Source organism: Mesorhizobium sp. WSM4829 (assembly GCF_055811475.1).
The window spans coordinates 154870-177824 of sequence record NZ_JBVVQJ010000009.1 but is presented as its reverse complement, the minus strand read 5'-3'; the positions used below and the strand labels follow the sequence as shown (position 1 = coordinate 177824).

Annotated in this window: 24 protein-coding genes, 1 tRNA gene and 1 riboswitch; of the genes, 15 read left to right on the top strand and 10 right to left on the bottom strand. The window is 62.7% G+C overall.

Annotation, left to right across the window (positions count from 1 at the left end; all coding sequences use genetic code 11):
- Nucleotides 1-54 precede the first annotated feature (54 nt).
- From mce to AC0L17_RS11765, 5 genes are all read left to right on the top strand, one after another.
- Nucleotides 55-459 carry a methylmalonyl-CoA epimerase gene (gene mce, locus AC0L17_RS11785; RefSeq protein WP_077383436.1) on the top strand — a complete coding sequence of 135 codons (405 nt, stop codon included), beginning with the start codon at nt 55-57 and terminating at the stop codon, nt 457-459.
- Nucleotides 456-740, top strand: a complete 285-nt coding sequence (locus AC0L17_RS11780; RefSeq protein ID WP_287252421.1) for a DUF1467 family protein — start codon at nt 456-458, stop codon at nt 738-740. Before mce ends, AC0L17_RS11780 begins: the two co-directional genes overlap by 4 nt.
- A 576-nt stretch (nt 741-1316) precedes the next feature.
- Nucleotides 1317-2645, top strand: a complete 1329-nt coding sequence (proS, locus tag AC0L17_RS11775; RefSeq protein WP_128173880.1) for a proline--tRNA ligase — start codon at nt 1317-1319, stop codon at nt 2643-2645.
- Nucleotides 2642-3928, top strand: a complete 1287-nt coding sequence (locus AC0L17_RS11770; protein WP_473515944.1) for a lipoprotein-releasing ABC transporter permease subunit — start codon at nt 2642-2644, stop codon at nt 3926-3928. The genes proS and AC0L17_RS11770 overlap by 4 nt, the downstream gene beginning before the upstream one ends.
- Nucleotides 3925-4608 (top strand): ABC transporter ATP-binding protein, encoded by a 684-nt coding sequence (locus AC0L17_RS11765; RefSeq protein WP_206072800.1) that lies wholly within the window; start codon nt 3925-3927, stop codon nt 4606-4608. Before AC0L17_RS11770 ends, AC0L17_RS11765 begins: the two co-directional genes overlap by 4 nt.
- A gap of 334 nt (nt 4609-4942) precedes the next feature.
- Here AC0L17_RS11765 and lipB read toward each other — a convergent pair whose 3' ends face one another.
- Complete coding sequence (gene lipB, locus AC0L17_RS11760) at nt 4943-5686, bottom strand: lipoyl(octanoyl) transferase LipB (RefSeq protein WP_473515943.1); 744 nt, start codon at nt 5684-5686, stop codon at nt 4943-4945.
- A 180-nt stretch (nt 5687-5866) separates the two neighbouring features.
- Between lipB and AC0L17_RS11755 the strand changes: the two genes are divergently transcribed.
- Nucleotides 5867-5951, top strand: a tRNA-Leu gene (locus AC0L17_RS11755).
- Nucleotides 5952-6232: 281 nt separating this feature from the next.
- Here the strand turns inward: AC0L17_RS11755 and AC0L17_RS11750 are convergent.
- A complete protein-coding gene (locus tag AC0L17_RS11750; RefSeq protein ID WP_473515942.1) occupies nt 6233-7162 on the bottom strand; it encodes a dihydrodipicolinate synthase family protein in 930 nt (309 codons plus the stop codon).
- Between the two features lie 409 nt (nt 7163-7571).
- On the opposite strand from AC0L17_RS11750, the gene AC0L17_RS11745 reads away from it, so the two are divergent.
- On the top strand, nt 7572-9284 hold the full coding sequence (locus AC0L17_RS11745; RefSeq protein WP_473515977.1) for a GH32 C-terminal domain-containing protein: 1713 nt from the start codon (nt 7572-7574) through the stop codon (nt 9282-9284).
- 19 nt (nt 9285-9303) lie between these two features.
- Here the strand turns inward: AC0L17_RS11745 and AC0L17_RS11740 are convergent, their stop codons facing one another.
- Together AC0L17_RS11740 and AC0L17_RS11735 are read right to left on the bottom strand one after the other, a co-directional pair.
- Nucleotides 9304-10077: an HAD-IIB family hydrolase gene (locus AC0L17_RS11740; protein ID WP_473515941.1), complete on the bottom strand. Its 774-nt coding sequence runs from the start codon at nt 10075-10077 to the stop codon at nt 9304-9306.
- Nucleotides 10074-11405 (bottom strand): glycosyltransferase family 4 protein, encoded by a 1332-nt coding sequence (locus tag AC0L17_RS11735; RefSeq protein WP_236377083.1) that lies wholly within the window; start codon nt 11403-11405, stop codon nt 10074-10076. The genes AC0L17_RS11740 and AC0L17_RS11735 overlap by 4 nt, the downstream gene beginning before the upstream one ends.
- Before the next feature lie 395 nt (nt 11406-11800).
- Between AC0L17_RS11735 and mgtE the strand changes: the two genes are divergently transcribed.
- Together mgtE and AC0L17_RS11725 are read left to right on the top strand one after the other, a co-directional pair.
- Nucleotides 11801-13213 carry a magnesium transporter gene (gene mgtE / locus AC0L17_RS11730; protein ID WP_023798879.1) on the top strand — a complete coding sequence of 471 codons (1413 nt, stop codon included), beginning with the start codon at nt 11801-11803 and terminating at the stop codon, nt 13211-13213.
- A gap of 136 nt (nt 13214-13349) precedes the next feature.
- On the top strand, nt 13350-13736 hold the full coding sequence (locus AC0L17_RS11725) for a MerR family transcriptional regulator (protein ID WP_023685221.1): 387 nt from the start codon (nt 13350-13352) through the stop codon (nt 13734-13736).
- 86 nt (nt 13737-13822) lie between these two features.
- On the opposite strand, the gene AC0L17_RS11720 is transcribed toward AC0L17_RS11725, so the two are convergent.
- Both AC0L17_RS11720 and AC0L17_RS11715 read right to left on the bottom strand, forming a co-directional pair.
- Nucleotides 13823-14329, bottom strand: a complete 507-nt coding sequence (locus AC0L17_RS11720) for a methyltransferase family protein (RefSeq protein WP_473515940.1) — start codon at nt 14327-14329, stop codon at nt 13823-13825.
- Nucleotides 14326-15318, bottom strand: coding sequence for a heparan-alpha-glucosaminide N-acetyltransferase (locus AC0L17_RS11715; protein ID WP_473515939.1), 993 nt, complete (start codon nt 15316-15318; stop codon nt 14326-14328). The genes AC0L17_RS11720 and AC0L17_RS11715 overlap by 4 nt, the downstream gene beginning before the upstream one ends.
- A gap of 303 nt (nt 15319-15621) precedes the next feature.
- Nucleotides 15622-15831, top strand: a riboswitch (cobalamin riboswitch).
- Nucleotides 15832-15868: 37 nt separating this feature from the next.
- On the opposite strand from AC0L17_RS11715, the gene AC0L17_RS11710 reads away from it, so the two are divergent.
- The 4 genes from AC0L17_RS11710 to cobO are packed head-to-tail and all read left to right on the top strand — an operon-like array spanning nt 15869 to nt 17964.
- Nucleotides 15869-16048 (top strand): CbtB domain-containing protein, encoded by a 180-nt coding sequence (locus AC0L17_RS11710; RefSeq protein ID WP_023798882.1) that lies wholly within the window; start codon nt 15869-15871, stop codon nt 16046-16048.
- 15 nt (nt 16049-16063) lie between these two features.
- Complete coding sequence (locus tag AC0L17_RS11705) at nt 16064-16828, top strand: CbtA family protein (protein ID WP_473515938.1); 765 nt, start codon at nt 16064-16066, stop codon at nt 16826-16828.
- A 22-nt stretch (nt 16829-16850) separates the two neighbouring features.
- On the top strand, nt 16851-17348 hold the full coding sequence (gene cobU / locus AC0L17_RS11700; protein WP_473515976.1) for a bifunctional adenosylcobinamide kinase/adenosylcobinamide-phosphate guanylyltransferase: 498 nt from the start codon (nt 16851-16853) through the stop codon (nt 17346-17348).
- Between the two features lies 1 nt (nt 17349).
- Nucleotides 17350-17964, top strand: coding sequence for a cob(I)yrinic acid a,c-diamide adenosyltransferase (gene cobO, locus AC0L17_RS11695; RefSeq protein WP_473515937.1), 615 nt, complete (start codon nt 17350-17352; stop codon nt 17962-17964).
- Between the two features lie 172 nt (nt 17965-18136).
- On the opposite strand, the gene cbiB is transcribed toward cobO, so the two are convergent.
- Nucleotides 18137-19105 (bottom strand): adenosylcobinamide-phosphate synthase CbiB, encoded by a 969-nt coding sequence (gene cbiB / locus AC0L17_RS11690; protein WP_473515936.1) that lies wholly within the window; start codon nt 19103-19105, stop codon nt 18137-18139.
- On the opposite strand from cbiB, the gene cobD reads away from it, so the two are divergent.
- Together cobD and AC0L17_RS11680 are read left to right on the top strand one after the other, a co-directional pair.
- Complete coding sequence (gene cobD, locus AC0L17_RS11685) at nt 19104-20159, top strand: threonine-phosphate decarboxylase CobD (RefSeq protein ID WP_473515935.1); 1056 nt, start codon at nt 19104-19106, stop codon at nt 20157-20159. The two genes, cbiB and cobD, sit on opposite strands and share 2 nt — an antisense overlap.
- Nucleotides 20156-20665 carry a tyrosine phosphatase family protein gene (locus AC0L17_RS11680; RefSeq protein ID WP_473515934.1) on the top strand — a complete coding sequence of 170 codons (510 nt, stop codon included), beginning with the start codon at nt 20156-20158 and terminating at the stop codon, nt 20663-20665. Before cobD ends, AC0L17_RS11680 begins: the two co-directional genes overlap by 4 nt.
- Nucleotides 20666-20726: 61 nt before the next feature.
- On the opposite strand, the gene AC0L17_RS11675 is transcribed toward AC0L17_RS11680, so the two are convergent.
- The 3 genes from AC0L17_RS11675 to AC0L17_RS11665 all read right to left on the bottom strand — a co-directional run bounded on the left by AC0L17_RS11675 (nt 20727) and on the right by AC0L17_RS11665 (nt 22789).
- Entirely contained in the window at nt 20727-21230 is a 504-nt protein-coding gene (locus AC0L17_RS11675) for a GNAT family N-acetyltransferase (protein WP_473515933.1), read from the bottom strand.
- Nucleotides 21231-21375: 145 nt separating this feature from the next.
- Entirely contained in the window at nt 21376-22179 is an 804-nt protein-coding gene (locus AC0L17_RS11670; RefSeq protein WP_473515932.1) for a creatininase family protein, read from the bottom strand.
- A 226-nt stretch (nt 22180-22405) separates the two neighbouring features.
- Nucleotides 22406-22789, bottom strand: coding sequence for a RidA family protein (locus AC0L17_RS11665; protein ID WP_287230269.1), 384 nt, complete (start codon nt 22787-22789; stop codon nt 22406-22408).
- Between the last annotated feature and the right edge of the window lie 166 nt (nt 22790-22955).

Here is a 22955-nt window from a genome sequence, read left to right as displayed (position 1 = left end):
CGTTTTTCCCTACTCCCATACTGCCCTATTGCCTTACTGCCCTGAGGAAAACCAATGCTTGGACGCCTGAACCATGTCGCGCTTGCCGTGCCGGATCTGGCTGCGGCGACAGCGGCTTATCGCGACACGCTCGGCGCTCGGGTGACGGCGCCGCAGGCGCTGCCGGAGCATGGCGTGACGGTGGTGTTCGTCGATGTCGGCAATACCAAGATCGAATTGCTGGAGCCGCTTGGTGAGGGTTCGCCGATCGCGGCATTCCTCGAGAAGAACCCCTCGGGCGGCATGCATCATCTGTGCTATGAGGTCGACGACATTCTTGCCGCGCGTGATCACCTCATCGCCAGCGGCGCCCGCGTCCTGGGCGACGGCAACCCGAAGACCGGCGCGCACGGCAAGCCGGTGCTTTTCCTGCATCCCAAGGATTTCTTTGGCACGCTGGTCGAACTGGAGCAAGCATGAGCTGGGTTTCATTTCTCGCCCTGTTCTTCATCACATGGTGGGTGGTGCTGTTCGCCATCCTGCCGTTCAGCCTGAGGACGCAGGACGAGGATGAGGACGTGACGCTGGGCACGGTATCCAGCGCGCCGCGCGGACCGCATATGCTGCGCGCGGTGCTGCGGACGACGATCGTCACGCTGGTTCTGCTTGGCGTCTTTTATGGCATGACGCGGGGGCTCGGCCTCGGCATCGACGACATCCCGCACATCGTGCCGGATTTCAGCCGGAGTCCCGAAAACTAGACCGCCGGGTACGGCTGGCCACATCTTGCATGCGAGCACCAATCCGGGCTGGAAGCCGATGCAGGTTCCGAACCGGCTGTGCTGGGGACCAGGTAAAGTGGTTTAGCAATTTGTCGTGCTAACCAAATGATTGCACAAAAAAAATGCAAGGCACGAGGCCTTGCAATTTAAACGCGTCCGATCTGTTTCCGGTATCCGGCGGCAGCGAGTAACCGCGCCTAGATCGCATCCTCCCAAGACTTTGACCGCGTAGGAGAGCAGATTTCTTTCCGCCCTCTCGTTTATCGGCGCACATTAGACCAAGCCGGGTGAAAATGTCACGCAGAATTTTGCCCGGAAATAAGCAATCTCGTGCTGCACTGCACAATAGTATGGCAGGCGTTGCTTGCGAAACGACCAGCAAGGCGAACGCGGCACTGCGGCGCCTTTGCGACGCCCCATCGGCCGCCCAGTTGGCTGCCAGTTGGCTTGGGGGGCGGGTTTCCATTCCGTCATGAAATGGCTATGAAGCCGGGGCAAGCAAGCCTGCGCTGCGCCGATTCCGGTGCGGCAATCCTCTCTCTCACGGACCGGTCCATGCGTTTGTCGCGCTATTTCCTGCCTATCCTTAAAGAAAATCCGCGCGAGGCCGAAATCGTCTCGCACCGGCTGATGCTGCGCGCCGGCATGATCCGCCAGCAGGGGCAAGGCAGTTTTTCCTGGCTGCCGCTCGGCAAGAGGGTGCTGGACAAGGTCTGCCGGATCGTTCGCGAGGAGCAGGACCGGGCCGGCGCGCTCGAGATCCTGATGCCGACCATCCAGTCGGCCGAGCTGTGGCGCGAAAGCGGTCGCTATGACGACTATGGCAAGGAGATGCTGCGCATCAAGGACCGGCAGGATCGGGACATGCTCTATGGGCCGACCAACGAGGAGGTGGTCACCGAGATTTTCCGCGCCTATGTGAAGTCCTACAAGGATCTGCCGCTCAATCTCTATCACATCCAGTGGAAGTTCCGCGACGAGGTGCGGCCGCGCTTCGGCGTCATGCGCAGCAGAGAGTTCCTGATGAAGGACGCCTATTCCTTCGATCTCGACTTCGAAAGCGCCAGGGCGGCCTATAACAGGATGTTCGTGTCCTATCTCAGGACGTTCACGCGCATGGGGCTGCAGGCAATCCCGATGCGTGCCGACACCGGGCCTATCGGCGGCGACCTCAGCCACGAATTCATCATCCTGGCCGACACCGGCGAGAGCCAGGTCTATTGCCATCGCGACTATCTCGCGCTTGACGTGCCGGGGGCGGACACGGACTTCTCCAACGATGCCGAGATCGGCGACATCGTCAAGAAATGGACGACGCCCTATGCGGCGACCGACGAGATGCACGACGAGGCGGCGTGGGAGAAGGTCGCGACAAGCGACCGGGTCTCGGCGCGCGGCATCGAGGTCGGCCACATCTTCCATTTCGGCGACAAATATTCGAAGCCGATGGGCGCCAAGGTGACCGGGCCCGACGGCAAGGATCATTTTGCTTCGGGAGGTTCCTACGGCATCGGCCCGACGCGGCTGGTCGCGGCGATCATCGAGGCCAGCCACGACGACAACGGCATCATCTGGCCGGAGGCGGTGGCGCCTTTCGACATCGGCCTGATCAATATGAAAGCCGGCGACGCCGACTGCGACCGCATCTGCGATGAACTCTATGCAGCGTTTGTCGCCGTCGGCAAGGACGTGCTCTACGACGACACCGATCAGCGGCCGGGCGGCAAGTTCGCCACAGCCGACCTGATCGGGCTGCCGTGGCAGGTGATCGTCGGGCCGCGCGGCGTGGCCGCCGGCGAGGTCGAGATCAAGAACCGCAGGAACGGCGAGCGTGAGACGCTGCCGATCGAAGACGTGAAGAAACGCTTCGGTTTTGCCGGATGAGTGGAGCGGCAGCAGCTAAACCCATGGCCGCCGGACCTTTTTCCGTGTTTGAACGCATGGTCGCGTGGCGCTATCTGCGCTCGCGCCGCAAGGAGACGGTGATCTCCGTCATTGCCTCGATCTCGTTCCTCGGCATCATGCTGGGCGTCGCCACGCTGATCGTCGTGATGGCTGTCATGAACGGCTTTCGCGCCGAGCTTCTGACGCGCATCCTCGGCGTCAACGGCCATCTGATCGTGCAGCCGCTCGACATGCCGCTGGAGGACTATGCGCAGATCGCCGGCCGCATCAACGGCGTGCCCGGCGTCCAATACGCCATTCCGCTGATCGACGGCCAGGTGCTGGCGCAAGGCAATGTCGGCGGCGGGTCGGGGGCGCTGGTGCGCGGCATACGCGGCGAGGACCTGGGCAAGATTTCAATCGTCGCCAACAATATCAAGCAGGGCTCGATCGCCGGCTTCGACACAGGCGAGGGCGTCGCCATCGGCAGCCGCATGGCCGACAATCTCGGTCTTGTGCTCGGCGACACCATCACGCTGATCGCCCCCGACGGCGATGTCACGCCGCTCGGCACGACACCGCGCATGAAGGGTTACCTGATCACGGCGATCTTCGAGGTCGGCATGTCGGAATATGACAGCTCCATCGTCTACATGCCGTTTTCGGAAGCGCAGCTCTATTTCAACATGGATGGCCGGGCCCAGGCGATCGAGATCTATGTCGACAATCCCGACAATGTCGACGCGCTGAAGCCGAAGGTCGAGGAGGCATCGCAGCGGCCGATAACCATGGTCGACTGGCGAGAACGAAACCGGACATTCTTCGATGCGCTGCAAGTGGAGCGCAACGTCATGTTCATGATCCTGACGCTGATCGTGCTGGTTGCGGCGCTCAACATCATTTCGGGGCTGATCATGCTGGTCAAGGACAAGGGCCACGATATCGCCATCCTGCGCACCATGGGCGCCACGCGCGGCGCGATCCTGCGCATCTTCCTGATGACGGGGGCGGCGATCGGCGTGGTGGGCACCCTCGCCGGCGTCCTGCTCGGCGTCGTTATCTGCCTGAACGTCGAGCGCATTCGCCAGTTCTTCTCCTGGCTGGCCGGCGAAAGGCTGTTCAATCCCGAGCTCTACTTCCTGAGCCAGTTGCCTGCCCGCATGGACGCCAGCGAGACGATCTCGGTGGTGCTGATGGCGCTGGTGCTGTCGTTCCTGGCGACGCTGTTTCCGGCATGGCGCGCGGCCAGGCTCGATCCGGTCGAAGCGCTGAGGTACGAATGATGGCCGAGGCCATTATCGAGCTGAAGAGCGTCGAGCGGCATTATGTCCAGGGGCCGCGCAAGCTGACCATCCTCAACGGCGCCGATTTTTCGCTGAAGCGCGGTGAGATCGTGGCGCTGGTGGCGCCTTCGGGCACCGGCAAATCGACGCTGTTGCATACCGCCGGACTGCTGGAGCGGCCGGACGCCGGTGATGTCATTCTGGCCGGCCGCGCCTGCGGGCGGCTTTCCGACGACGAGCGCACGGCCATCCGCCGCAACGATGTCGGCTTCGTCTACCAGTTCCATCACCTGCTGCCCGAGTTCACGGCGCTGGAAAACATCATGATGCCGCAACTGATAAAAGGGCTGACGCGCAAGGAGGCTGCCGAGCGGTCGGCGCAACTGCTCGACTACATGCAGATCGGCAAACGCGCGCAGCACCGGCCGTCGGAACTGTCCGGCGGCGAGCAGCAGCGCGTCGCCATCGCGCGCGCCGTCGCCAATGCGCCGCTGGTGCTGCTGGCCGACGAGCCGACCGGCAACCTCGACCCGGTCACTGCCTCCTATGTCTTCGAGGCACTGGCGGCGCTGGTCCGGCAGTCGGGCCTGGCGGCGCTGATCGCCACCCACAATCACGAGCTTGCCTCGCGCATGGACCGTCGCGTCACGCTAGCCGACGGCAAGGTCGTTCCGCTCTAGGTGTGCTGTCTGGCTGCATCTCCCCACGCGCAGCCAGCGCGGAAACAGTGAAATCCGATCTCAACCTTTCCTTAACCGTGCCGAACTGAGCGCCCGAATTTCGCGACACGCTCTGACTGAGGCCGTTGACATTCGAACAAAATCAGAACAAAATGCGAACATACTGAAAACAGGAGAGCGTTATGACCGGTCTTGTTCAGGATGTCGTGTCACTGGTGTGCATGAGCACGTTTCTCATTTCCATGGCGATCTGGATCGGAGCGATGTGAGGCAGCGCGCCCGTTCTTCACGGGTGAGGGGCTGCGTCGGAGCTCTGCGGTTCAGCGCCGCCTTGTCAGCCGGCCTTGCGGGCCGTTTCGACAAGCAGAGCTGCGGTGGGTCCGAAGACATCCTCGAAGGCGGATTTCAGCGCGAGGTCGAGATCGGCCATCGTTATGGGAAGGCCGAGATCGACGAGGCTGGTGACACCGTGGTCCTGCACGCCGCACGGCACTATGCCGCTGAAGTGGGCGAGATCCGGCTCGACATTGATGGCGATACCGTGAAAGCTCACCCAGCGCCTCAGCCTGATGCCGATGGCGGCGATCTTGTCCTCGGCGAGCGATCCGTCGGGCCGGGCGGGGCGATCCGGCCGGACCACCCAGACGCCGACACGGTTCTCGCGCCGTTCGCCGCGCACGTTGAAGGCGGCGAGCGTGCCGATGATCCATTGTTCAAGTGCCGCGACGAAGGCGCGGACATCCTCGCGCCGCCGCTTCAGGTCGAGCATCACATAAGCGACCCGCTGGCCCGGCCCATGATAGGTGTATTCGCCGCCGCGCCCAGCTGCGAACATCGGGAAACGGTCGGGCTCGATCAGGTCCTCGATGCGGGCGCTGGTGCCGGCGGTGTAGAGTGGCGGATGCTCTACCAGCCAGACCATCTCGCCGGCGCCGCCGCTTCTGATCGCTTCGGCACGCGCCTCCATCACGGCGAGCGCATCCGGATAGGCGGTGAGGCCGGGTTCGATCCGCCATTCGACCGGCGCCGAACCGGGCAGGGGCAGGAACGACGTGGCGATCTGGCTGCGTTCTGTCATGGTGTGTCTCGTGTCGCCTCACATATGGCGGCAATCGGCTGAAACGTCCAGTTGCGAGCGCGTTTCAGCTCTTTGGAGGGTTATGCCGAAGCCCGGGCAATTATTGCGCGACGCGCCCTTGTTTCGCTGGAAACGATTTGCTACACGCCGCGAGCCGGTTCGTTCCGGCTCCTACCACGTGCGGTCGTGGCGGAATTGGTAGACGCGCAGCGTTGAGGTCGCTGTGGGGCAACCCGTGGAAGTTCGAGTCTTCTCGACCGCACCAGCTTTATCCAATAAGCTGTTATTTTTATTGTGCGTTTTTTGTTTCCCTGCAGTCCTTCCAAGACTGTTTGTGCAAACTGAACACTGCGCGAACCCGTTGCTGTTTGGATGCGGAATGCCGCGCCCTGACCGCGTGGTTTGACCCGCCATCATATGCCAGCTGCTTCAAAGACCGAACCGTGCCGCGAAACGGACACGTGGGAATGCTCGGCGAAAAATGCGCTTTCCCCGCAAGCGGCTGTATATTGATGTGATTGCGCGGCAAAATAGCCCGCTAGTGCATTATCTCAAGGCTTGTTTGCGGACGCGACTTTCCAGCCGCATGAGCAAATAGTCGACCTCTTGTCTGGCCGCCGCCGACAATGCACTGCCCGGCTTGCGCTGGGCGTCCGACGCGATGGCGCCGCGCTTCATCATCACATATTTGCGTACCGCAAGTCCCACGCCGGGTTGCTGCTCATAGCGCAGATAGGGCAGGTGGGCGTCGAAAAGATCGTGCGCCTTGTCGCGCTCGCCGGCGGCGGACAGTTTCACCATGTCGACCAGCATGTCGGGGAAGGCATAGCCGGTCATCGCGCCGTCGGCACCGCGCTCCATCTCGAAATCGAGAAAGAGGCCGCCATTACCGGTGAGGATGGACAGCGGCCGCAGCGAGCCGTCCTTCTGGAAACCGCGCAGCGCGCTGATCTTCTCCAGGCCCGGCCAGTCCTCGTGCTTGAGCATGAAGCAGGCCGGGTTGTCGGTGACGATGCGGCGGATGACGGCCGGCGTCATGACGACCGAGAGGGTCAGCGGATAATCCTGCAGGACGAAAGGAACATCTTCGCCGACCGCTTCGGATGCGTTGCGGAAATAGGTGACGATCTGGTCGTCGGTGCGCAGCGCCGGCGGCGGCGCGATCATCACGCCCTGAGCGCCAACCTCCATCGCGGCGCGCGCAAGGCTGCGCATGGCGGCGAAGCCAGGGGCGGAGACGCCGACGATGACCGGCAGCCTAGTGCGCGCCACGACACGTTTGACGATCTCGATCGATTCGCCGGCGTCGAGCTTCGGGGCCTCACCCATGATGCCGAGGATTGTCATCCCATCGACGCCGCAGCGCTCGTAGAAATCGACCATCGAATCAAGCGATTCCCAGTCGATCTTGCCATCCGCCTCGAACGGCGTCGGGGCAATGGTGTAGACGCCTTTGGTGTCAGCGCCGATGGCCATGAGCTCCTCCTAAATCCAGCTTTCAATCATAGCGCAGGACCGACGGCCCGATCCAACCCGGCAGTCGGTCCGGACGGGCGGGGTCCCGTTCGTCGTTCCATCGTATGCGGACAACTGGTTGGCCGATCTGGACAATGGCTGCACGGGATTGCGCCGCGGGTCGAAACCCGCGGAAAAGAGAAGGTGTTGCGCCGTCGGACAATGCAATCGTGCTCTGCGAGCCGTCAACCTTCTTCCGCCGCGAGATCAGCAATTGCAGGCGGCGATCCGTGCGGCGATTGACCTCAAGGACTGTCGATCCTGGGGAATGGCTTTGCCAAAGTCAAAATCCAGCCTTAACCTTCTGCAATGCATTCCAGGTCGAGCATCCGGTTTTGCCTGGGAAAGCCGCACGCAACGGAGCCTATTTATGAGTGACAGCCAGGTAAGGATTGCGGCCGGGAACACCATTCGAAGCCTGCATGCCGATCTGCCGGTCAACGCCACCTTCCATATCTGGCTCAAGGCGACCAGGCCGGACGTTCCAGGCTCGCTGTCGTTTTCCAACGTTCGCGGCAAGTTCGGCGAGGTGAGCGTCGCGAACGCCGAAGAGCATGAATTCAGAATTTTTCACGTCTTCGGCGGCGGCAGTGTCGAACTGGATTACGATGCGGATCAGACCTCGGTTTCGGTTGCCTACTGGTTCGCATTGGCCGACGTGCTGGAGACAGGCATCACGGTTCTCCACACCAATCCGGGAAATGCCCCGCCGAACATCCCCGACAGCTATCATTTTCGTCCGCCGTTCGGCTGGATGAACGATCCGAACGGATTTGGCCGGTTTGGAGGCCGCCCACATCTGTTCTATCAGCATTATTCGCATGGGCTTCGCTGGAACACGATGCATTGGGGGCACGCCGTCTCTTCGGATTATTTGCGTTGGCGCCACATGCCCATCTTCCTGTTTCCATCGGAAGATCTCACCGCCAGGCCCGACAAACGGGGCGGCGCCTATTCCGGCTCGGCCATCCCGCTTGCCGATGGCCCGGGCATTCGCGTCTTTTTCACCGAGCAGGTACAGGACCGTATCCCGGAACAGCAGATCCAACTCACGGCCACTTCCAGCGACCTCATCATGGCGGGAGATGCGCACGTCATCCTGCCATACCGTCCGCTTGACCAGGGACTGACAGCGGATTTTCGTGACCCATACGTCTTCAGGGGACCGGATGGCCTTTGGAAAATGCTGCTGGGCAGCCAGAGCGATGAAGGCGGCGTTGTCCTGCTCTACGAAACCCGTGACCATACGGCCGCCACCGGATGGACGTATGTCGGCAAGCTTCTGGTCGAGAAACACTATCGGACGACGGCGATCGAATGTCCCTGTCTGCTGCCGCTCGACGGGCCTGCGACCGACCCAGCGACGCGCTGGGTCCTGATTCTCGGGCTGATGAACAGTGAAGACCAGTCGACCCGGCGCAAGAACCTGACAATGGCCATTGTCGGCTGGTTCGATGGTCGGACCTTTGCCAAGGAATTCGAACAGGAACTGGACTTCGGGACGGATAATTACGCCTTCCAGGCCTTCGCCGACGGCGATGCCATTGTTGGCATAGGCTGGCTTGCCAACTGGGCCGACACCGGACCGGCGATCGATTTTCCCACAGCCATGACATTGCCTCGTAATATCCATCTGTCTGCAGGCGAGTTGCACACCCCGCCCATCGGCGCTGCCGAGAGCCTGCGGAGCCATATTCTGGACCGGACACGCCTCGCAGCCGGAGAGCAGGTAAGCTTTATCAACGGCGCCGTCGAAATCCTTTTCGAGCTGGAAAACCCGGGTGCCCATTTCCACTTGAAGCTGCAACATCCAACCGTCCGGCTCGAGGTTGTCGTCGACGACGAGGGACTTGCCATTCTTCATGGAGACGACGCAGCGGCATCCCCTCACTATATTGCCAAGGGAGCCCGTCCAAAACGGCTGCGGATATTCCTCGACTACGGATCGATCGAGGTTTTTGCGGATCGCGGTCGTTGGGCCGGCACGAAACGGATCAGCGGGTTTGAGCCGGTGCAATCGGCACGTCTCATCGCCGAAACTGGCGCCATTCTACACGCGACGGTGTGGGCCCTCAAACCGTGACAACGAGAATATTTCCAGCTCAGGATCGGGCGTCCGCAAACACCGACCAATGAACGAGGCCTTCGACGACGCCAAGGGCGAACTGTCCCTTGGCGCTGTAGATCAGCGGGTTGGCCCGCGCCATGTCAAGCAGTTCGGGAAGGGCATTGGCAACGACAATCCCGCGCGCACCGGGCAGCTCGAACATGCTGCGGTCGTTGTTGGTATCGCCGGCGACGACCACCTCATCGAGGCCGATGCCGAGCTCATTGCAGAGCCAGGCCAGCGCCTGGCCCTTGTCTGCTGAGCGCGGCAGGATGTCGAGATCGCGTCCGCTCGAATAAACCATCGTCACCGACAGGCCGGCCTCGGCCAAAGCACGCTCGATGCTGGCAAGGGCTTCCGGACTTGCGTCGAGCAGGTACCAGCTCGATTTGAAGGCGTGCTGATAGCCGTCGGGTTGGCGGACGGTGTCTTTGAGCGACCCGAGCACCGCATCGATCTTTTCAAGCGACCAGCCTTCCGAAAATCTTTGGGTAAAATGCCCCAAATCAGTAAAGTGTGCGGGGCGCGAGGTGTGCCGCGGACCGGCGAGCATCGTGCCGACACCGCCGATCACATAGTCCGGCGCCGGCAGGGCTACTTCGTCGACGAAGTTCAAGATATCGTCGGCCAGGCGACCGCTGTTGTAGACGAGAACCGGCCGGTGCTCGGGATCGAGCGCCTCCCATTTCAACCGAAAGCGTGACGTCGCCGGCGCATCGCCAGCCAGGGTCCCGTCGAGATCACTCGACAAAAGCGCGATCGGTTTCAATCGCCGTCGTTCCACGGCTCGTCCCAATCATGGTCGTCGACCGCCTTCAGCACCGGACGTCCTTCGACAAGGCTGACCAGCTGCTGCGCGATGCCTGTCCAGGTGAACAGGCTGCGCGCCTTGTGCGCGCCCATGCGGCCCAGACGGCCGTAGAGGCGCTGGTGCTTCATCGGCTTGACGATGGTGATGCCGAGATCTTCCTTGTCGAACGGATCGCCAAAAAGCGCATGCCGGCCATAGCTGATCCCGCGATAGAGGCCGCCATGGATCGTAACCACGGTCGGCGTTCCGCAAGCCATTGCCTCGATCGCGGTCATGCCGAACGGCTCGTATCGGCTCGACAGGACGAACATGTCCGCCGCCCGATAGGTGTCGGCCAGGTCCTCGTCGGCAACATAGCCGGAGAAGACGACACGATCCTGCAAGCCTAGCTGTTCGACCTGTTGCTTGAGCTGGTTGAGGATCTTCTGTTCCTGCTCGTCCATGTTCTCGCCGCCGACAGCGAGCCTCAGGACCGCATCCGGCACACGCGGCGCCACCACGGAAAACGCATCGATCAGCAGGTCGTAGCCCTTGTTGGTGGCGAGCCGGCCGAGCGCCAGGACCGTTCGCCCTTCGAAGCCGAGCCGATGGCGGATCAACCGACGAGACGCCTCGCTGACGGGGAAGAACCGGTTGTCGTCGTAACCGGGCGGGATCATGTGCACGCGGTCGCGCTCGAGGCTGTAGTCCTCGACCAGCATGTCGACCTGCGGCGGCGTTGTTGCGATCACCATGGCGCAGCTTCGATAGATGATCGTCTCGTGCTTTATGCGCTCGCTGAAATTGAACTCGGCCTCGAACGTATCGGCCTTGTCAGGGTAGTCGGTCTTCATCTGGCGCTGCTTCCATATGCCAAGCGAATGCGGCGTATGGATGTGCGGGATATTGAGCGCTTCGGACAGCCGCTGCCCCGCCACGCCCGCATCCCAGTAGTGACTGTTGATGAAGTCGTAGGAGAGATTTTCCCGGCGAATCAGGCGCAGCGCGTTTTCACACCACTCGAGAAGGTGGCGGTGGAGATATTCCTTCGGAATAAAATCGGGTCCGCCACAGGCGACACGCAGGACGCGAACCCCGTCGGCCACTTCATCGACAGGAGGCTGGTCTTCAAATCGTCGCGTCCAGATATCGACGGCATAACCCAACTGGGCCAGCTTTTTGGCAAGTTCCAGGACATAGACCACCTGTCCGCCGGTATCGGCCGCGCCCAGTGGCGGGTTGGCTGCTACGTAGCCGTGGGTTGAAATGAGAGCAATTCGAGGTATCGCCGCATCCGAGTCCGGCATCTGTATCCTTCTCTACGATTGATCTGCGCACGCCGCAGCATGCACAAGTTCGATTATATAAGGTTTCCAGCCGCCATCCGCAAATGTCGAAAGCGCCGGGCGGCCGCCAGGCTGGTGGCACGTCGGTGAGAATATTGACTCCGCCCGCAATGGTGGCCCCCAGAGACGCCGATAGGGGAATATATCGGAGAACCTCGGGGCGACGATTATGGGAGCCGGACAAGACATTGGCTATTGGTCGATGACTGCCCGCTGACATCGACTTCGAAATCTGACAGACGCTGTAGCAATTTGACGCTGCTCATGATCCTTTCTGGAAATCGATTCCGATTTCCATGGTCATGCGCTAGACCTAACACGCAGCTTTTCCGGAATTCTGATGGCGGGAGGCGCCGGTGGAAGGCCAGGACGAACAGACGACCGGCGCCAGGACTGCTGAGGACAGCGCCGACATCTATGGCGAGGACGGCGCCATTCTGTCGTCGTTCCTTGCCCAGATCGGCGCCGCGATCGCCGATCGCGACACGCTGACGCTGAAGCGTGAGGTCGACGACCTGCACCAATCGGAACTCGGCGACCTGATCGAGGCGCTCCATCCCGAACAGCGCCGCGCGCTGGTCGAATTGTTGGGCGCCGACTTCGATTTTTCCGCGCTGACCGAGGTCGACGAGGCGATCCGCCGCGACATCGTCGACAGCCTGCCCAACGCACAGATTGCCCAGGGTGTGCAGGACCTCGATTCCGACGACGCGGTCTACATTCTCGAGGATCTCGAAAAGGAAGACCAGGACGAGATCCTGTCGCAACTGCCGTTCACCGAGCGGATCAGGCTGCGCCGCTCGCTCGACTATCCCGAAGAGACCGCCGGCCGCCGCATGCAGACCGAGTTCGTCGCGGTGCCGCCATTCTGGACGATCGGCCAGACCATCGACTACATGCGCGAGGACAACAACCTTCCCGACCGCTTCAGCCAGATTTTCGTCATTGATCCGAGCTTCAAGCTGCTCGGCGCCATCGACCTCGACCAGATCCTGCGCACCAAGCGCTCGATCAAGGTCGAAGAGGTCATGCATGAGACCAGGCACGCCATTCCGGCGACCATGGACCAGGAAGAGGCGGCACGCGAGTTCGAACAATACGACCTTCTCTCCGCTGCCGTCGTCGACGAGAACGAGCGGCTGGTCGGCGTGCTGACCATCGACGACGTGGTCGACGTCATCCAGCAGGAAGCCGAGGAGGATCTGCTGCGCATGGGCGGTGTCGGCGACGAAGAATTGTCGGACAGCATCCTTTCGACCTCGCGCTCGCGCGTTCCGTGGCTGCTCGTCAACCTTTTGACGGCGTTCCTGGCGGCCTCGGTGATCGGCTTGTTCGACCGCACGATCGAGCACATCGTGGCACTGGCCGTGCTGATGCCGATCGTCGCCGGCATGGGCGGCAATGCCGGCTCGCAGACCATGACGGTCACGGTGCGGGCGCTGGCGACGAGGGACCTCGACATCTACAATGCCGGCCGCATCATCCGCCGCGAGATGGGGGTGGGCTTCATCAACGGCATCATCTTCGCCATCCTGATCGGCATCGTCGCGGCCGCCTGGTTCCGCGATCCCAATCTGGGCGGCATCATCGCCGCGGCGATGATCATCAACATGTTCGTGGCCGCACTTGCCGGCATCCTGATCCCGCTGCTGCTCGACCGGTTCAAGATCGACCCGGCCGTGGCTTCGGCGGTTTTCGTCACGACGGTCACCGACGTCGTCGGCTTCTTTGCCTTTCTCGGCCTCGCCACATGGTGGTTCGGCGTGTGAGCGACGCCCGCTCAATTGACTTTTACGTAAATGCCATGCGAGATTTTGGAACAGCCTTTGGCCGATTCTGACACGCGTGCGGATAGCGAGGCCGCATGGTTGGAACTCGCAGCACGGCCGGGCATTTGGAGTGATGATGCGGGAATATTATTCGATAACCGAACTGACCCGCGAATTCGACGTTTCGACGCGGACGCTGCGCTTCTACGAGGACGAGGGGCTGGTGCAGCCGGTGCGGCGCGGCCGCACGCGGCTGTTTCGCCCGTCGGACCGGCATCTCATCCGCCAGATCATGCGCGGCAAGAGGCTCGGCTTTTCGATCAACGAGATCCGCGAAATCATCCAGATGTACAAGGAGCCGCCCGGCGAGGTCGGTCAGCTCAACCTGATGATCAAGCGCATCGAGGAAAAGCGCGAGGATCTGCGGCAGAAGCGCCGCGACCTCGAAGAGACCCTGGCCGAGCTCGACCAGGCCGAGGAGTCCTGCGTCGAGCGGCTGGTGGAGCTTGGCGTCAACACCTGAACTTAGACGCTGGAGGGACAGCGCCCCCCTCTGTCCTGCCGGACATCTCCCCCACAAGGGGGGAGATTGGCAGCTTCGGCGCTGCCTCAAATCCAGCGCCGCACAATTTTCGCGTAATCCCGGTATTTCTTGCCGAATTTCGTTGCCAGAACTTTTTCCTCGCCCTCGATCGCCATTTTCTGCGTTGCATAGGCGGCGATGATCGCCAGCGGTAGGAACCATACGTTCCCCGAGATAAGGGCGACGCCGATCATCAGCAGCGTGTTGGCCAGATAGATCGGATTGCGGCTGACGGCGAAGGGGCCCGATGTAACCAGATGGTCCGGCACGGCGTTCGGGTGGAGCGTCGTCTTTGCCCGGATCATGATGCGGATCGCCGTGAACCAGAGTGCGACGACGCCGAACAATGCCACCCAGCCGGCCGCGAACAGGATGTCGCCCAAAAGGCCGCCGATCCATGGCAGCGGATAAAGCAAGCCAAGCGCGATGCTGACGGCGATGGCCGCGACATAGATCAGCGGCGGCCACGGTATAAACCCCGGTTTTTGCTGTCCCGGTTTCTGTTGGCCCGGTTTCTGCTGATGGTCGGTCATTGTGCTCCTCCCTCCATCAAAGTGCCGTCGGCCTTGGCAGTGCAGGCGCCGGCGAGCTCGTCGAGATGCGCCTTCCATTCCGCAGCCTGGTCGTTGCGGTAGAGCCGATCAAGCGTGGCCTCGCCCTCGAGCGTATCGAGCATGCAGACACAATAGCTGCTGCAGAACTCCGTGTCGCGCGATTGCTCGCACGATGCCTGGCACTCTTTCAGGAAGGTGACCTGCCTGGTTTCGACCGCTGCCGGCATGACTTGCGAAATCAGCCAGACCGAGCCGATCAGCACCGGCTGGTGGATCAGATAGAAGGCGAGGCTGTGCCGGCCGATAAAGACCAGCGGATTAGTCCAGCGGCCGGGCGTCAGGCCCGCCAGCCGCGTCAGCATGCCGGAGGCGAAGGCAAGCTTTGCCGCTGCGATGCCGGCAAGCACAGCGCCGAACCATGGAAACAGCGGGACATAATCGTTGGAGCGCGGGTTGGTTGCCGACAGGCCGACCCACCACAGGGCCGGATGATCGAAGATCTCGGACCTGAGGTAGAGCGGCGCGGTGATGACGAAAGCAGCGACAACCAGCGTCAGCAGCGCCGGCAGCCGCAGAAACGCCAGGCCGAGCAGGCTGGCGAGCGCGATCTCGTGCAGGATGCCGAAGAAGATGAAACTGTCGGGTGTGGCAAGCCTGGTGGCGGCCGATATGCCGAGCGCCGCCCCGCCGACCATGGCGAAGCGTTTCCAGAAGCCGTTCCAGCGGATTTGCTTGCCATGGGCAAGGAACAGGCTGACGCCGACCAGGAACAGGAAGGTCGAAGCGATGCAGCGCGCGTAGAATTTCCACCAGCCAAAGGCAGTCAGGCCGGGATCGGTGTAGCCGAAGAATTCGAGATCCCAGGTGAAATGGTAGCTCGCCATGGCAAGCAAAGCGATGCCGCGGGCGACGTCGATAGCGATGATGCGCCTGGATCGGTCCTGAACGGCCGGCGTAGGAATGGTCATGGTCTCGCAATCTGATTCAGTGCTGCAAGACGACTATCATGGTTGCCCCGGACAAAAGAAGACAAGGCGCCGCCCTTCTTCCTTCTCCCCTTGTGGATTGGCGAGCAGCGCCAAGACGGAAGAGGGGTGTTGGACGGAGCGCGGCTTTTGCCAAGCTGGAACACCCCTCATCCGACCTCGCTTCGCGAGGCCACCTTCTCCCACAAGGGGAGAAGGAAGAGCCCACGAGAAACGATTACCTTGACGGCGCATTCGCGCTGCTAGCTGGCGGAATTTGGTTTGCCGGGCGCGGCGATTCTGCCTATAGTCGCACCCGTCGTCGGTTCCGTTTTGGAACCAAGAGGGAATGCGGTAGGGGCAAAATTCGCCCGATGCCGTGGCTGCCCCCGCAACTGTGTGCGGTAGTCCTCTCCATATGCCACTGAAGATTTTCTTCGGGAAGAGCTTCTTCGGGAAGGTGGGGAAGGGCGCTGATCCGCGAGCCAGGAGACCTGCCGGCGACAGGAGAACTGACTTCTATGCCCTCGGGTGGAGGGCGAAAGGACAAGACATGAATACCGCTTCCGTCTCGCTCGGCGCTTCCGTCTCCTCGCAGTCGCGCTTCGTGCAGTTGGCGCTTGCTGCATTTCTCGGCGTTTTCGTCATGGGTTTTGTCGGCTTCTCGCATATCGATGCGGTCCACAATGCCGCCCACGACTATCGCCATTCGATGGGCTTTCCCTGCCACTGACGAGGGGCTGACACCATGACACTGTTTCGCAACGTCGTGTTCATCGCGGCGATCGCAGGGCTAGTGGCCGGCGTCGTTCTCGCCTGCATGCAGGCCTACGCCACGGTGCCACTCATCCTCAAGGCGGAAGTCTACGAACAGGCCGGCGGTGGTCACACGCATGACCATGGTTTGTCGCCGGCCGCAGCAGGCAGCAATGCCATGAGCAGCGTCGTGCCGGCTGAAGCTGTCATCGCGGAAGAGGAAGGCTGGGCGCCGGCCGATGGCTTCGAGCGCTTCGCCTTCAACGTCGTTGCCAACGTCGTCACCGGCATCGGCTTTGCGCTGATCCTGGTCGCCGCTTCGGAATTCGCCGGCGGCATCGGCAATTGGCGACTGGGCCTGTTCTGGGGCGTTGCCGGCTTTGCCGTGTTCACGCTGGCCCCGAACCTTGGCCTGCCGCCCGAACTGCCAGCGATGCCGGCGGCCGATCTCGCCCAGCGCCAGATCTGGTGGACGGCGACCGTGGTGGCGACGGCTGCCGGTCTCGGGCTGCTCGCCTTTCGCAAATCGCTGCCGCTGGCGGTGATTGCCGTGGCGTTGATCGTCGCGCCGCATATTGTCGGCGCGCCGCAGCCCGACAGTTTCGAATCGCCGATCCCGGAAGGCCTGCACCACCAGTTCGTGGTGGCGGTGACGCTGACCAATCTGGTGTTCTGGCTGGTGCTCGGCGCCGTCGTCGGCTTGTTGCGCGGCCGCTTGACCGGCACCGCAACCAGCCTGCGCGACAGCCTTGCCTGATCGCGCTGCTCCAGGCAGCAAGCTGACCCTGGTCGTCGGCGGTGCACGCTCGGGCAAGAGCGCGCATGCCGAAAGCCTGGTGACGGACTGTCCGGCGCCGTGGGCCTATATCGCCACGGCGCAAGCATATGACGACGAGATGCGCGAACGCATCGCGCTGCACCGGGCACGGCGCGGCGAGGGCTGGACGACCATCGACGCGCCGCTCGATCTCGTCGGCGCGATCGAGGCGCTGCCTGACGGCCGGCCAGTCCTGATCGACTGCCTGACGCTGTGGCTGTCCAACCACATGCTGGCCGAACGCGACCTTGAGGCCGAATGCCGAGGGCTGGCGGATGTGCTGTCGCGGCCGCGCGGGCCGTGGTTCGTGGTTTCCAACGAGGTCGGGCAAGGCATCGTGCCCGACAATGCGCTTGCCCGCCGGTTTCGCGATGCCGCCGGCCGGCTCAACCAGCAGGTCGCCGCCGTCGCCGGCACGGTGCTGCTGATGGTGGCGGGGCTGCCGCTCAAGGTGAAATGATATGACCGCTATCGACGACAGGGACGAGCAACGCCACCGCGCCAAGATGGCCAAGCGCAAGGCGGTGCAGGATGCCGAGGTCGCGGCCAAGACGGTCGAGAAGGGACTGCTGATCGTCAACACCGGGCCCGGCAAGGGCAAGACCACTTCCGCCTTCGGGCTGGCGCTGAGGATGCTCGGCTACGGCAGGCGCGTCGGCGTCGTCCAGTTCATCAAGGGCAAATGGCATACTGGCGAGAAGGACGCCTTTGCCGCTTTCGGCGACCGGGTCGTCTGGCACACGATGGGCGAGGGGTTTACCTGGGAAACGCAGGATCTGAAGCGCGACATCGCCGCCGCCGAGGCTGCCTGGGCCAAGGTGCTCGAGCTGATGGCCGATCCATCGATCAGCCTGCTGGTACTCGACGAGTTGAACATCGCGCTGCGCTACGACTATCTCGATCTCGACACGGTGGTGGCGGCGCTGAAGGGCCGCCGCGAAAACCTGCATATTGTCGTCACCGGCCGCAACGCCAAGCCGGCGCTGGTCGATGCGGCCGATCTGGTCACCGAGATGGGCGTCACCAAGCATCACTTTTCCGCCGGCGTGAAGGCGCAGCAAGGCATAGAGTTTTGAGGTTTCGTTCGCCTCTTCTCCCTTCTCCCCTTGTGGGAGAGGTGGATTGGCGCGTAGCGCCAAGACGGTTGAGGGGTGCTGGACGGAGCGCCGTCGGTACCAAGCTGGAACACCCCTCATCCGGCCGCTTCGCGGCCACCTTCTCCCACAAGGGGAGAAGGGGAGGCCGCAGTCACGCAACGATGACGATCACCGACAGCAAGCCGAACAGTCCCATCAGCAGAAAGTCGGCAACCCGATAGAGTCTTAGCGCTCGTCTTATGTCCACGCTCTCGACATCGCGGCGGCCGCCTTCGCCCATGAACGCGTCGTCGACCATGACGCCGTTGTAGGAGCGCGGCCCGGCCAGCGCCAGGCCGAGCGCGCCGGCCATCGCTGCTTCAGGCCAGCCGGCATTGGGCGAGCGGTGCTTTTTCGCGTCGCGCCGCACGGTGCGCCAGGCGTTGCCGGCATCGGCGTCTTTGACGAGGAAGGCGGCCAACACGATGAGCAGCGCGGTCAGCCGCGACGCCGGCAGGTTGATCAGATCGTCGAAGCGCGCCGCCGCCCTGCCGAAGGCCTCGTGGCGCGGCGTGCGGTGGCCGATCATCGAATCGGCGGTATTGGCGGCCTTGTAGGCGACGCCGCCGGCCAGCCCGCCGATGCCGATCCAGAAGACCGGCGCGACGACGCCGTCGGAAAAATTCTCGGCCAGGCTTTCGATCGCCGCGCGGCAGACACCGGCTCTGTCGAGCTTTTCCGGATCGCGGCCGACGATCTGCGAGACGGCAACACGACCGATGTCGAGTCCGCCATTGTCGAGTCCGTCGGCCACCGCCTCGACATGCTCGGCCAGGCTCTTCTGCGACAGCAGCGATGTCGCCAGGAGCGCGGTGAGGATCAATCCGGCTGGAATGCCCGCAAGCATGGTTTCCACCGCGAAAGCGATGGTGGCCGGCACCAGCACGATGATCAGCAGCGCATGAACACCGCGCCGGCGACGCAGGGCGTCGGAATCAGTATCGCGGTTGAGCCTGCGGTCGAGAAAGGATATCAGCCTGCCGAACCAGGTGACGGGATGGCCGATGGCGCCAAGCAGCCAGCTGGGATAGCCGACAGCGAATTCAACAAGCAGTGACAGGAAAGCGATCAGGATCGACATGAAGTCTCTTGATGGAGCGGCGGCAGTGGTGGATCACGGCGGAAGCCTTGGCCGGGCGAGGGCGCTTTTTCCGCATGCGCCGCAGCCCTTCGTCGACCTCTCGACCGGTATCAATCCGCACTCCTATCCGTTTTTCGAGCTGCCCGCCACCGCCCTGTCGAGATTGCCGGAAGCTGCGCGGGTCCGTGATCTGGCCGATGTCGCAGCGAGCGCCTATGGCGCACCATCGGCGGCCAATGTGGTGGCAGCGCCGGGCACGCAGATCCTGTTGCCGCGCATCGCTTCGCTGGTCAGCCCCGGCAAGGCGCTGGTGCTCGGGCCGACCTATGCCGAGCATCAGCGGGCAGCGGCAATCGCCGGCCATGCGGTGACGGAGATCGACGATTTCGAGGCCCTGGCAGGAGCCGATCTTGCCATCGTCGTCAACCCCAACAATCCGGACGGTCGAATCGTCGAACGCAAGAATCTGCTTGCGCTTGCCGAAAGTTTGCGCGCCAGAGGCGGGCTGCTGGTCGTCGACGAGGCGTTCATGGATGTCGGACCACTTGGCGAGAGCTTGGCCGGCGATGTCGAGCAAGGCGGCATCGTCGTGCTGCGCTCCTTCGGCAAGTTTTTTGGCCTTGCCGGCCTGCGGCTCGGCTTTGCGCTGGCCGACGCGCTGACGGTCGAACGGCTGGAGGCGCAGTTCGGGCCGTGGGCGGTTGCCGGTCCGGCGCTCGAATATGGCATCCGCGCGCTTGCCGACAGCGGCTGGCAGGCCGAGATGCGGGACCGTCTGGCCAGGGATGCAGCACGGCTCGATACGCTGTTCGGCCGCTTCGGTATCCCGGTCGCCGGCGGCACCACGCTGTTCCGCTATGTCAGGCTGAGCGACGCCGCCGGTTTGTTTTCGGTGCTTGGCGAGCGCGGCATCCTGCTTCGGCATTTTTCCGGCCGGCCGGAGGTGCTGCGCGCCGGGCTGCCGGGCGAGGGCGAGGAATGGCAGCGGCTCGAATCGGCTCTTGCCGCCTGGGCGCAACAGCGCCACGATAACACCAGCGAGGTCCAGCAATGATCCATGTCTGTTCGCTTTCAAAAGTCGAGGAAACCGTCGCGAAGACCGGGGCCGAGCGGTTGCTTTCGCTGCTGGCTGCCGGCACCGAGGTGACGCGGCCGGCCTCGATCGCCCGGGAAAACCATCTGCATCTGGTCATGCACGATATCGCGGCGGCGCAGGAGGGCATGACCATGCCGAGCGAGGCGCATGTTCGCAACCTGCTCGATTTCGCGCGCCGATGGGATCGCGCAAGGCCGCTGGTCGTGCATTGCTATGCCGGTATCAGCCGGTCGACGGCCTCGGCCTACATCATCGCGGCGGCACTGGCGCCGCAGCGCTGCGAGGTCGAGTTGGCTGAGACGCTGCGTGCACTGTCGCCGACGGCCACACCCAACCCGCGGCTGATCGCGGTCGCCGACGCGCTGCTCAATCGCAACGGCCGCATGACCGGTGCGATCCAGGCGATCGGGCGCGGCGCCGAGGCCTTCGAAGGCACGCCTTTTGCGTTGAAGATCGACGGCTGATTCTGGCCAGAGGCCTGATCCGTCCCGATCGGGCTAAGGCCGCGCTTGTTTTCACGGCAGGCTATTTGGTGACCCTTTCCATGTATCGCGTAACCCCCTCCAAGCCCTTCGGTGCTGGTTCGAATGGTTCGCACTCTTGAAAGCCGAACTTGCGGTAAAGAGCGATAGCGCTCGTCATGAATGAAACTGTCACCAGGTTCACTTTTCGGCACTTGGACTCCTCGATAGCATCGAGCGCGGTCGCAAGGAGGCGGGCTCCTACGCCTTTTCCTCGTCCTTCCGGACGCACGAAGAGCTTAACGATCTCGGCGACATTTCCATGGCTGACGTGGCTGACGCAGCCCAAGGCGACAGAGCCAATCCGAGCGAGGTACATGCCTGTGCTGGGCAAGGTGCACTTTTCCAACAAGCTCGCGGCATCGTCAGAATAGTAGGCGGAAATCACGCCTTCCGACGGAAGACCGTGCACTCCGCATTGGGCAACGTCCCATTGGCCCATCTCCGCGATGAGTGCGTGGGCTGCATGGAAGTCAGCAAGGGTCAGTGCCTTTGTGACGACAACCATCGCGCACCCGTGGATGTGAGACTAGAGAGACAAACCAGCGAGACTTTACCTTACGCATGATCTGGAAACTGGCGCCATCAAAGCGGGCTGTCTGTCTTCAACCTCAAGCGGGGCGTGTGTGGCTCACCTTGATCTGAAACAGACCCTACGCCAACCAGTCGGCCAGCTTCGCTTTTCGCACGTCCTTCAACAGGCTGATGAAACCGTCGGCTTGATGGTTGGCGGTCAGCCGGCCCTTTTCGGCCGTTGCAATGCTGGCGTCGCCGACCACGCCGTTCGGGTTGAGGTCGGTGGCGATCCAGGCGAAGGCGTGCGTTCCCGTATGGCGCAGCAGCGAGAATTCCTGTTCGGCGTGGGCGACGTTGGACACGAAATTGCCGGCCTTTGCCATGTCGACCAGATCCGGCCGGAAATGCAGCATCAGCGAGGTCTCGACATCGCCGCCATGGATGCCGTGGCGGTCTTCAAGCTCGGTATACATGCCGGCCGGCCGGCCGAAGCGCTGCCAGCTCGTCTTCACCGCCAGCATCTTTGCCCGCACGCGCAATTCGCGGGTGATGATGCCCATGATCTCCTCGTTGCCGCCATGCGAGTTGACGACGATCAGCTTCCTTAACCCGGCCCGTGCGACCGACAGGCCAAGCTCGGTCCACGCCTCGATCAAGGTCGCCGCCGGCAATGTAAGGGTTCCCGGCGCATGCAGGTGCTCGTTCGACTTGCCCACCGCCTGGACCGGCAGGATGCGGATGTCGAGATCGCCGGGCAGGCGCGCGATCACCGTTTCGAGCATGCCGTTCATGATCGAGCTGTCAGTCGAGACCGGCAGATGCGGCCCGTGCTGTTCGATCGCCGCCACCGGCAGAACGGCGATCGTCGCCTCCGGGTCGATGGTGGCGTATTCTGTGGTCCGATAGTCGCCCCACCACACGCGTTTCGTTGCAACGGTCATTTTGAAACCTCGAGCAAACTGGCGGCGTTGGCGCTGCCCCTCACCCTTACCCTCTCCCCGTATAGAGACGGGGAGAGGGGGTCGCCGGCGTTGGAGCTTGTCCCTTCTCCCCGTCACTATTCGGGGAGAAGGTGCCGGCAGGCGGATGAGGGGCAGCGCCAACCTGATTTCGTTTAACTTGAGATCGCTGGCCTGTCGATTCTAGAGCCTTCGGCCAGCCGGCTCCTCACCCTGCCGCGACGACCTCGATCTCGACCTTGAATTCCGGCCGCGCGAAACCGGATACGATCATCAGCGTCGAAGCCGGCGCCGGGCTGGTGAACAGGCGGTCGCGAACGTCCATATAGGGTTTCAGGAAGACGCGGTCGGTGACATAGGCGTTGATGCGCACAATGTCGGAAAGTCCAAGCCCGGCGTCGCCGAGAATCGCCGCGATGTTTTGAAAACAGAGTTCGGCCTGCGCGCCGGCATCCTCCGGGATCTGATCGTCCACAGTGATGGCGACCTGGCCAGAACACAGCACCAGCCGCTTGCCCGGCGGCACCTCGACGCCATGGCTGTAGCGGGCAAAGGGCGGCTTGATCGACTTCGGCGTCAGGAATTTGAACATGAAAATCTCCAGTCTGCTGCCAGCGTAAAGCCGGATCAGGCGAGCCCTCAAGATGCAGTGCATACTATCAGGGCGATTGTGGACAGGCGTTCAAAAAATAGGCACGATGCCCCCGGTACGGCATGACCCGTCCGGCTTTCGCGCGCCACTGTTGCGCGAGGCGGGC

What these genes read in the sequence shown, in the direction of transcription:
- mce (WP_077383436.1), top strand. Translation starts at nt 55, where the DNA reads ATGCTTGGACGCCTGAACCATGTCGCGCTTGCCGTGCCGGATCTGGCT.
- AC0L17_RS11780 (WP_287252421.1), top strand. Translation starts at nt 456, where the DNA reads ATGAGCTGGGTTTCATTTCTCGCCCTGTTCTTCATCACATGGTGGGTG.
- proS (WP_128173880.1), top strand. Translation starts at nt 1,317, where the DNA reads ATGCGTTTGTCGCGCTATTTCCTGCCTATCCTTAAAGAAAATCCGCGC.
- AC0L17_RS11770 (WP_473515944.1), top strand. Translation starts at nt 2,642, where the DNA reads ATGAGTGGAGCGGCAGCAGCTAAACCCATGGCCGCCGGACCTTTTTCC.
- AC0L17_RS11765 (WP_206072800.1), top strand. Translation starts at nt 3,925, where the DNA reads ATGATGGCCGAGGCCATTATCGAGCTGAAGAGCGTCGAGCGGCATTAT.
- lipB (WP_473515943.1), bottom strand. Translation starts at nt 5,686, where the DNA reads ATGACAGAACGCAGCCAGATCGCCACGTCGTTCCTGCCCCTGCCCGGT.
- AC0L17_RS11750 (WP_473515942.1), bottom strand. Translation starts at nt 7,162, where the DNA reads ATGGCCATCGGCGCTGACACCAAAGGCGTCTACACCATTGCCCCGACG.
- AC0L17_RS11745 (WP_473515977.1), top strand. Translation starts at nt 7,572, where the DNA reads ATGAGTGACAGCCAGGTAAGGATTGCGGCCGGGAACACCATTCGAAGC.
- AC0L17_RS11735 (WP_236377083.1), bottom strand. Translation starts at nt 11,405, where the DNA reads ATGCCGGACTCGGATGCGGCGATACCTCGAATTGCTCTCATTTCAACC.
- AC0L17_RS11725 (WP_023685221.1), top strand. Translation starts at nt 13,350, where the DNA reads ATGCGGGAATATTATTCGATAACCGAACTGACCCGCGAATTCGACGTT.
- AC0L17_RS11720 (WP_473515940.1), bottom strand. Translation starts at nt 14,329, where the DNA reads ATGACCGACCATCAGCAGAAACCGGGCCAACAGAAACCGGGACAGCAA.
- AC0L17_RS11715 (WP_473515939.1), bottom strand. Translation starts at nt 15,318, where the DNA reads ATGACCATTCCTACGCCGGCCGTTCAGGACCGATCCAGGCGCATCATC.
- AC0L17_RS11710 (WP_023798882.1), top strand. Translation starts at nt 15,869, where the DNA reads ATGAATACCGCTTCCGTCTCGCTCGGCGCTTCCGTCTCCTCGCAGTCG.
- AC0L17_RS11705 (WP_473515938.1), top strand. Translation starts at nt 16,064, where the DNA reads ATGACACTGTTTCGCAACGTCGTGTTCATCGCGGCGATCGCAGGGCTA.
- cobO (WP_473515937.1), top strand. Translation starts at nt 17,350, where the DNA reads ATGACCGCTATCGACGACAGGGACGAGCAACGCCACCGCGCCAAGATG.
- cobD (WP_473515935.1), top strand. Translation starts at nt 19,104, where the DNA reads ATGAAGTCTCTTGATGGAGCGGCGGCAGTGGTGGATCACGGCGGAAGC.
- cbiB (WP_473515936.1), bottom strand. Translation starts at nt 19,105, where the DNA reads ATGTCGATCCTGATCGCTTTCCTGTCACTGCTTGTTGAATTCGCTGTC.
- AC0L17_RS11680 (WP_473515934.1), top strand. Translation starts at nt 20,156, where the DNA reads ATGATCCATGTCTGTTCGCTTTCAAAAGTCGAGGAAACCGTCGCGAAG.
- AC0L17_RS11675 (WP_473515933.1), bottom strand. Translation starts at nt 21,230, where the DNA reads ATGGTTGTCGTCACAAAGGCACTGACCCTTGCTGACTTCCATGCAGCC.
- AC0L17_RS11670 (WP_473515932.1), bottom strand. Translation starts at nt 22,179, where the DNA reads ATGACCGTTGCAACGAAACGCGTGTGGTGGGGCGACTATCGGACCACA.
- AC0L17_RS11665 (WP_287230269.1), bottom strand. Translation starts at nt 22,789, where the DNA reads ATGTTCAAATTCCTGACGCCGAAGTCGATCAAGCCGCCCTTTGCCCGC.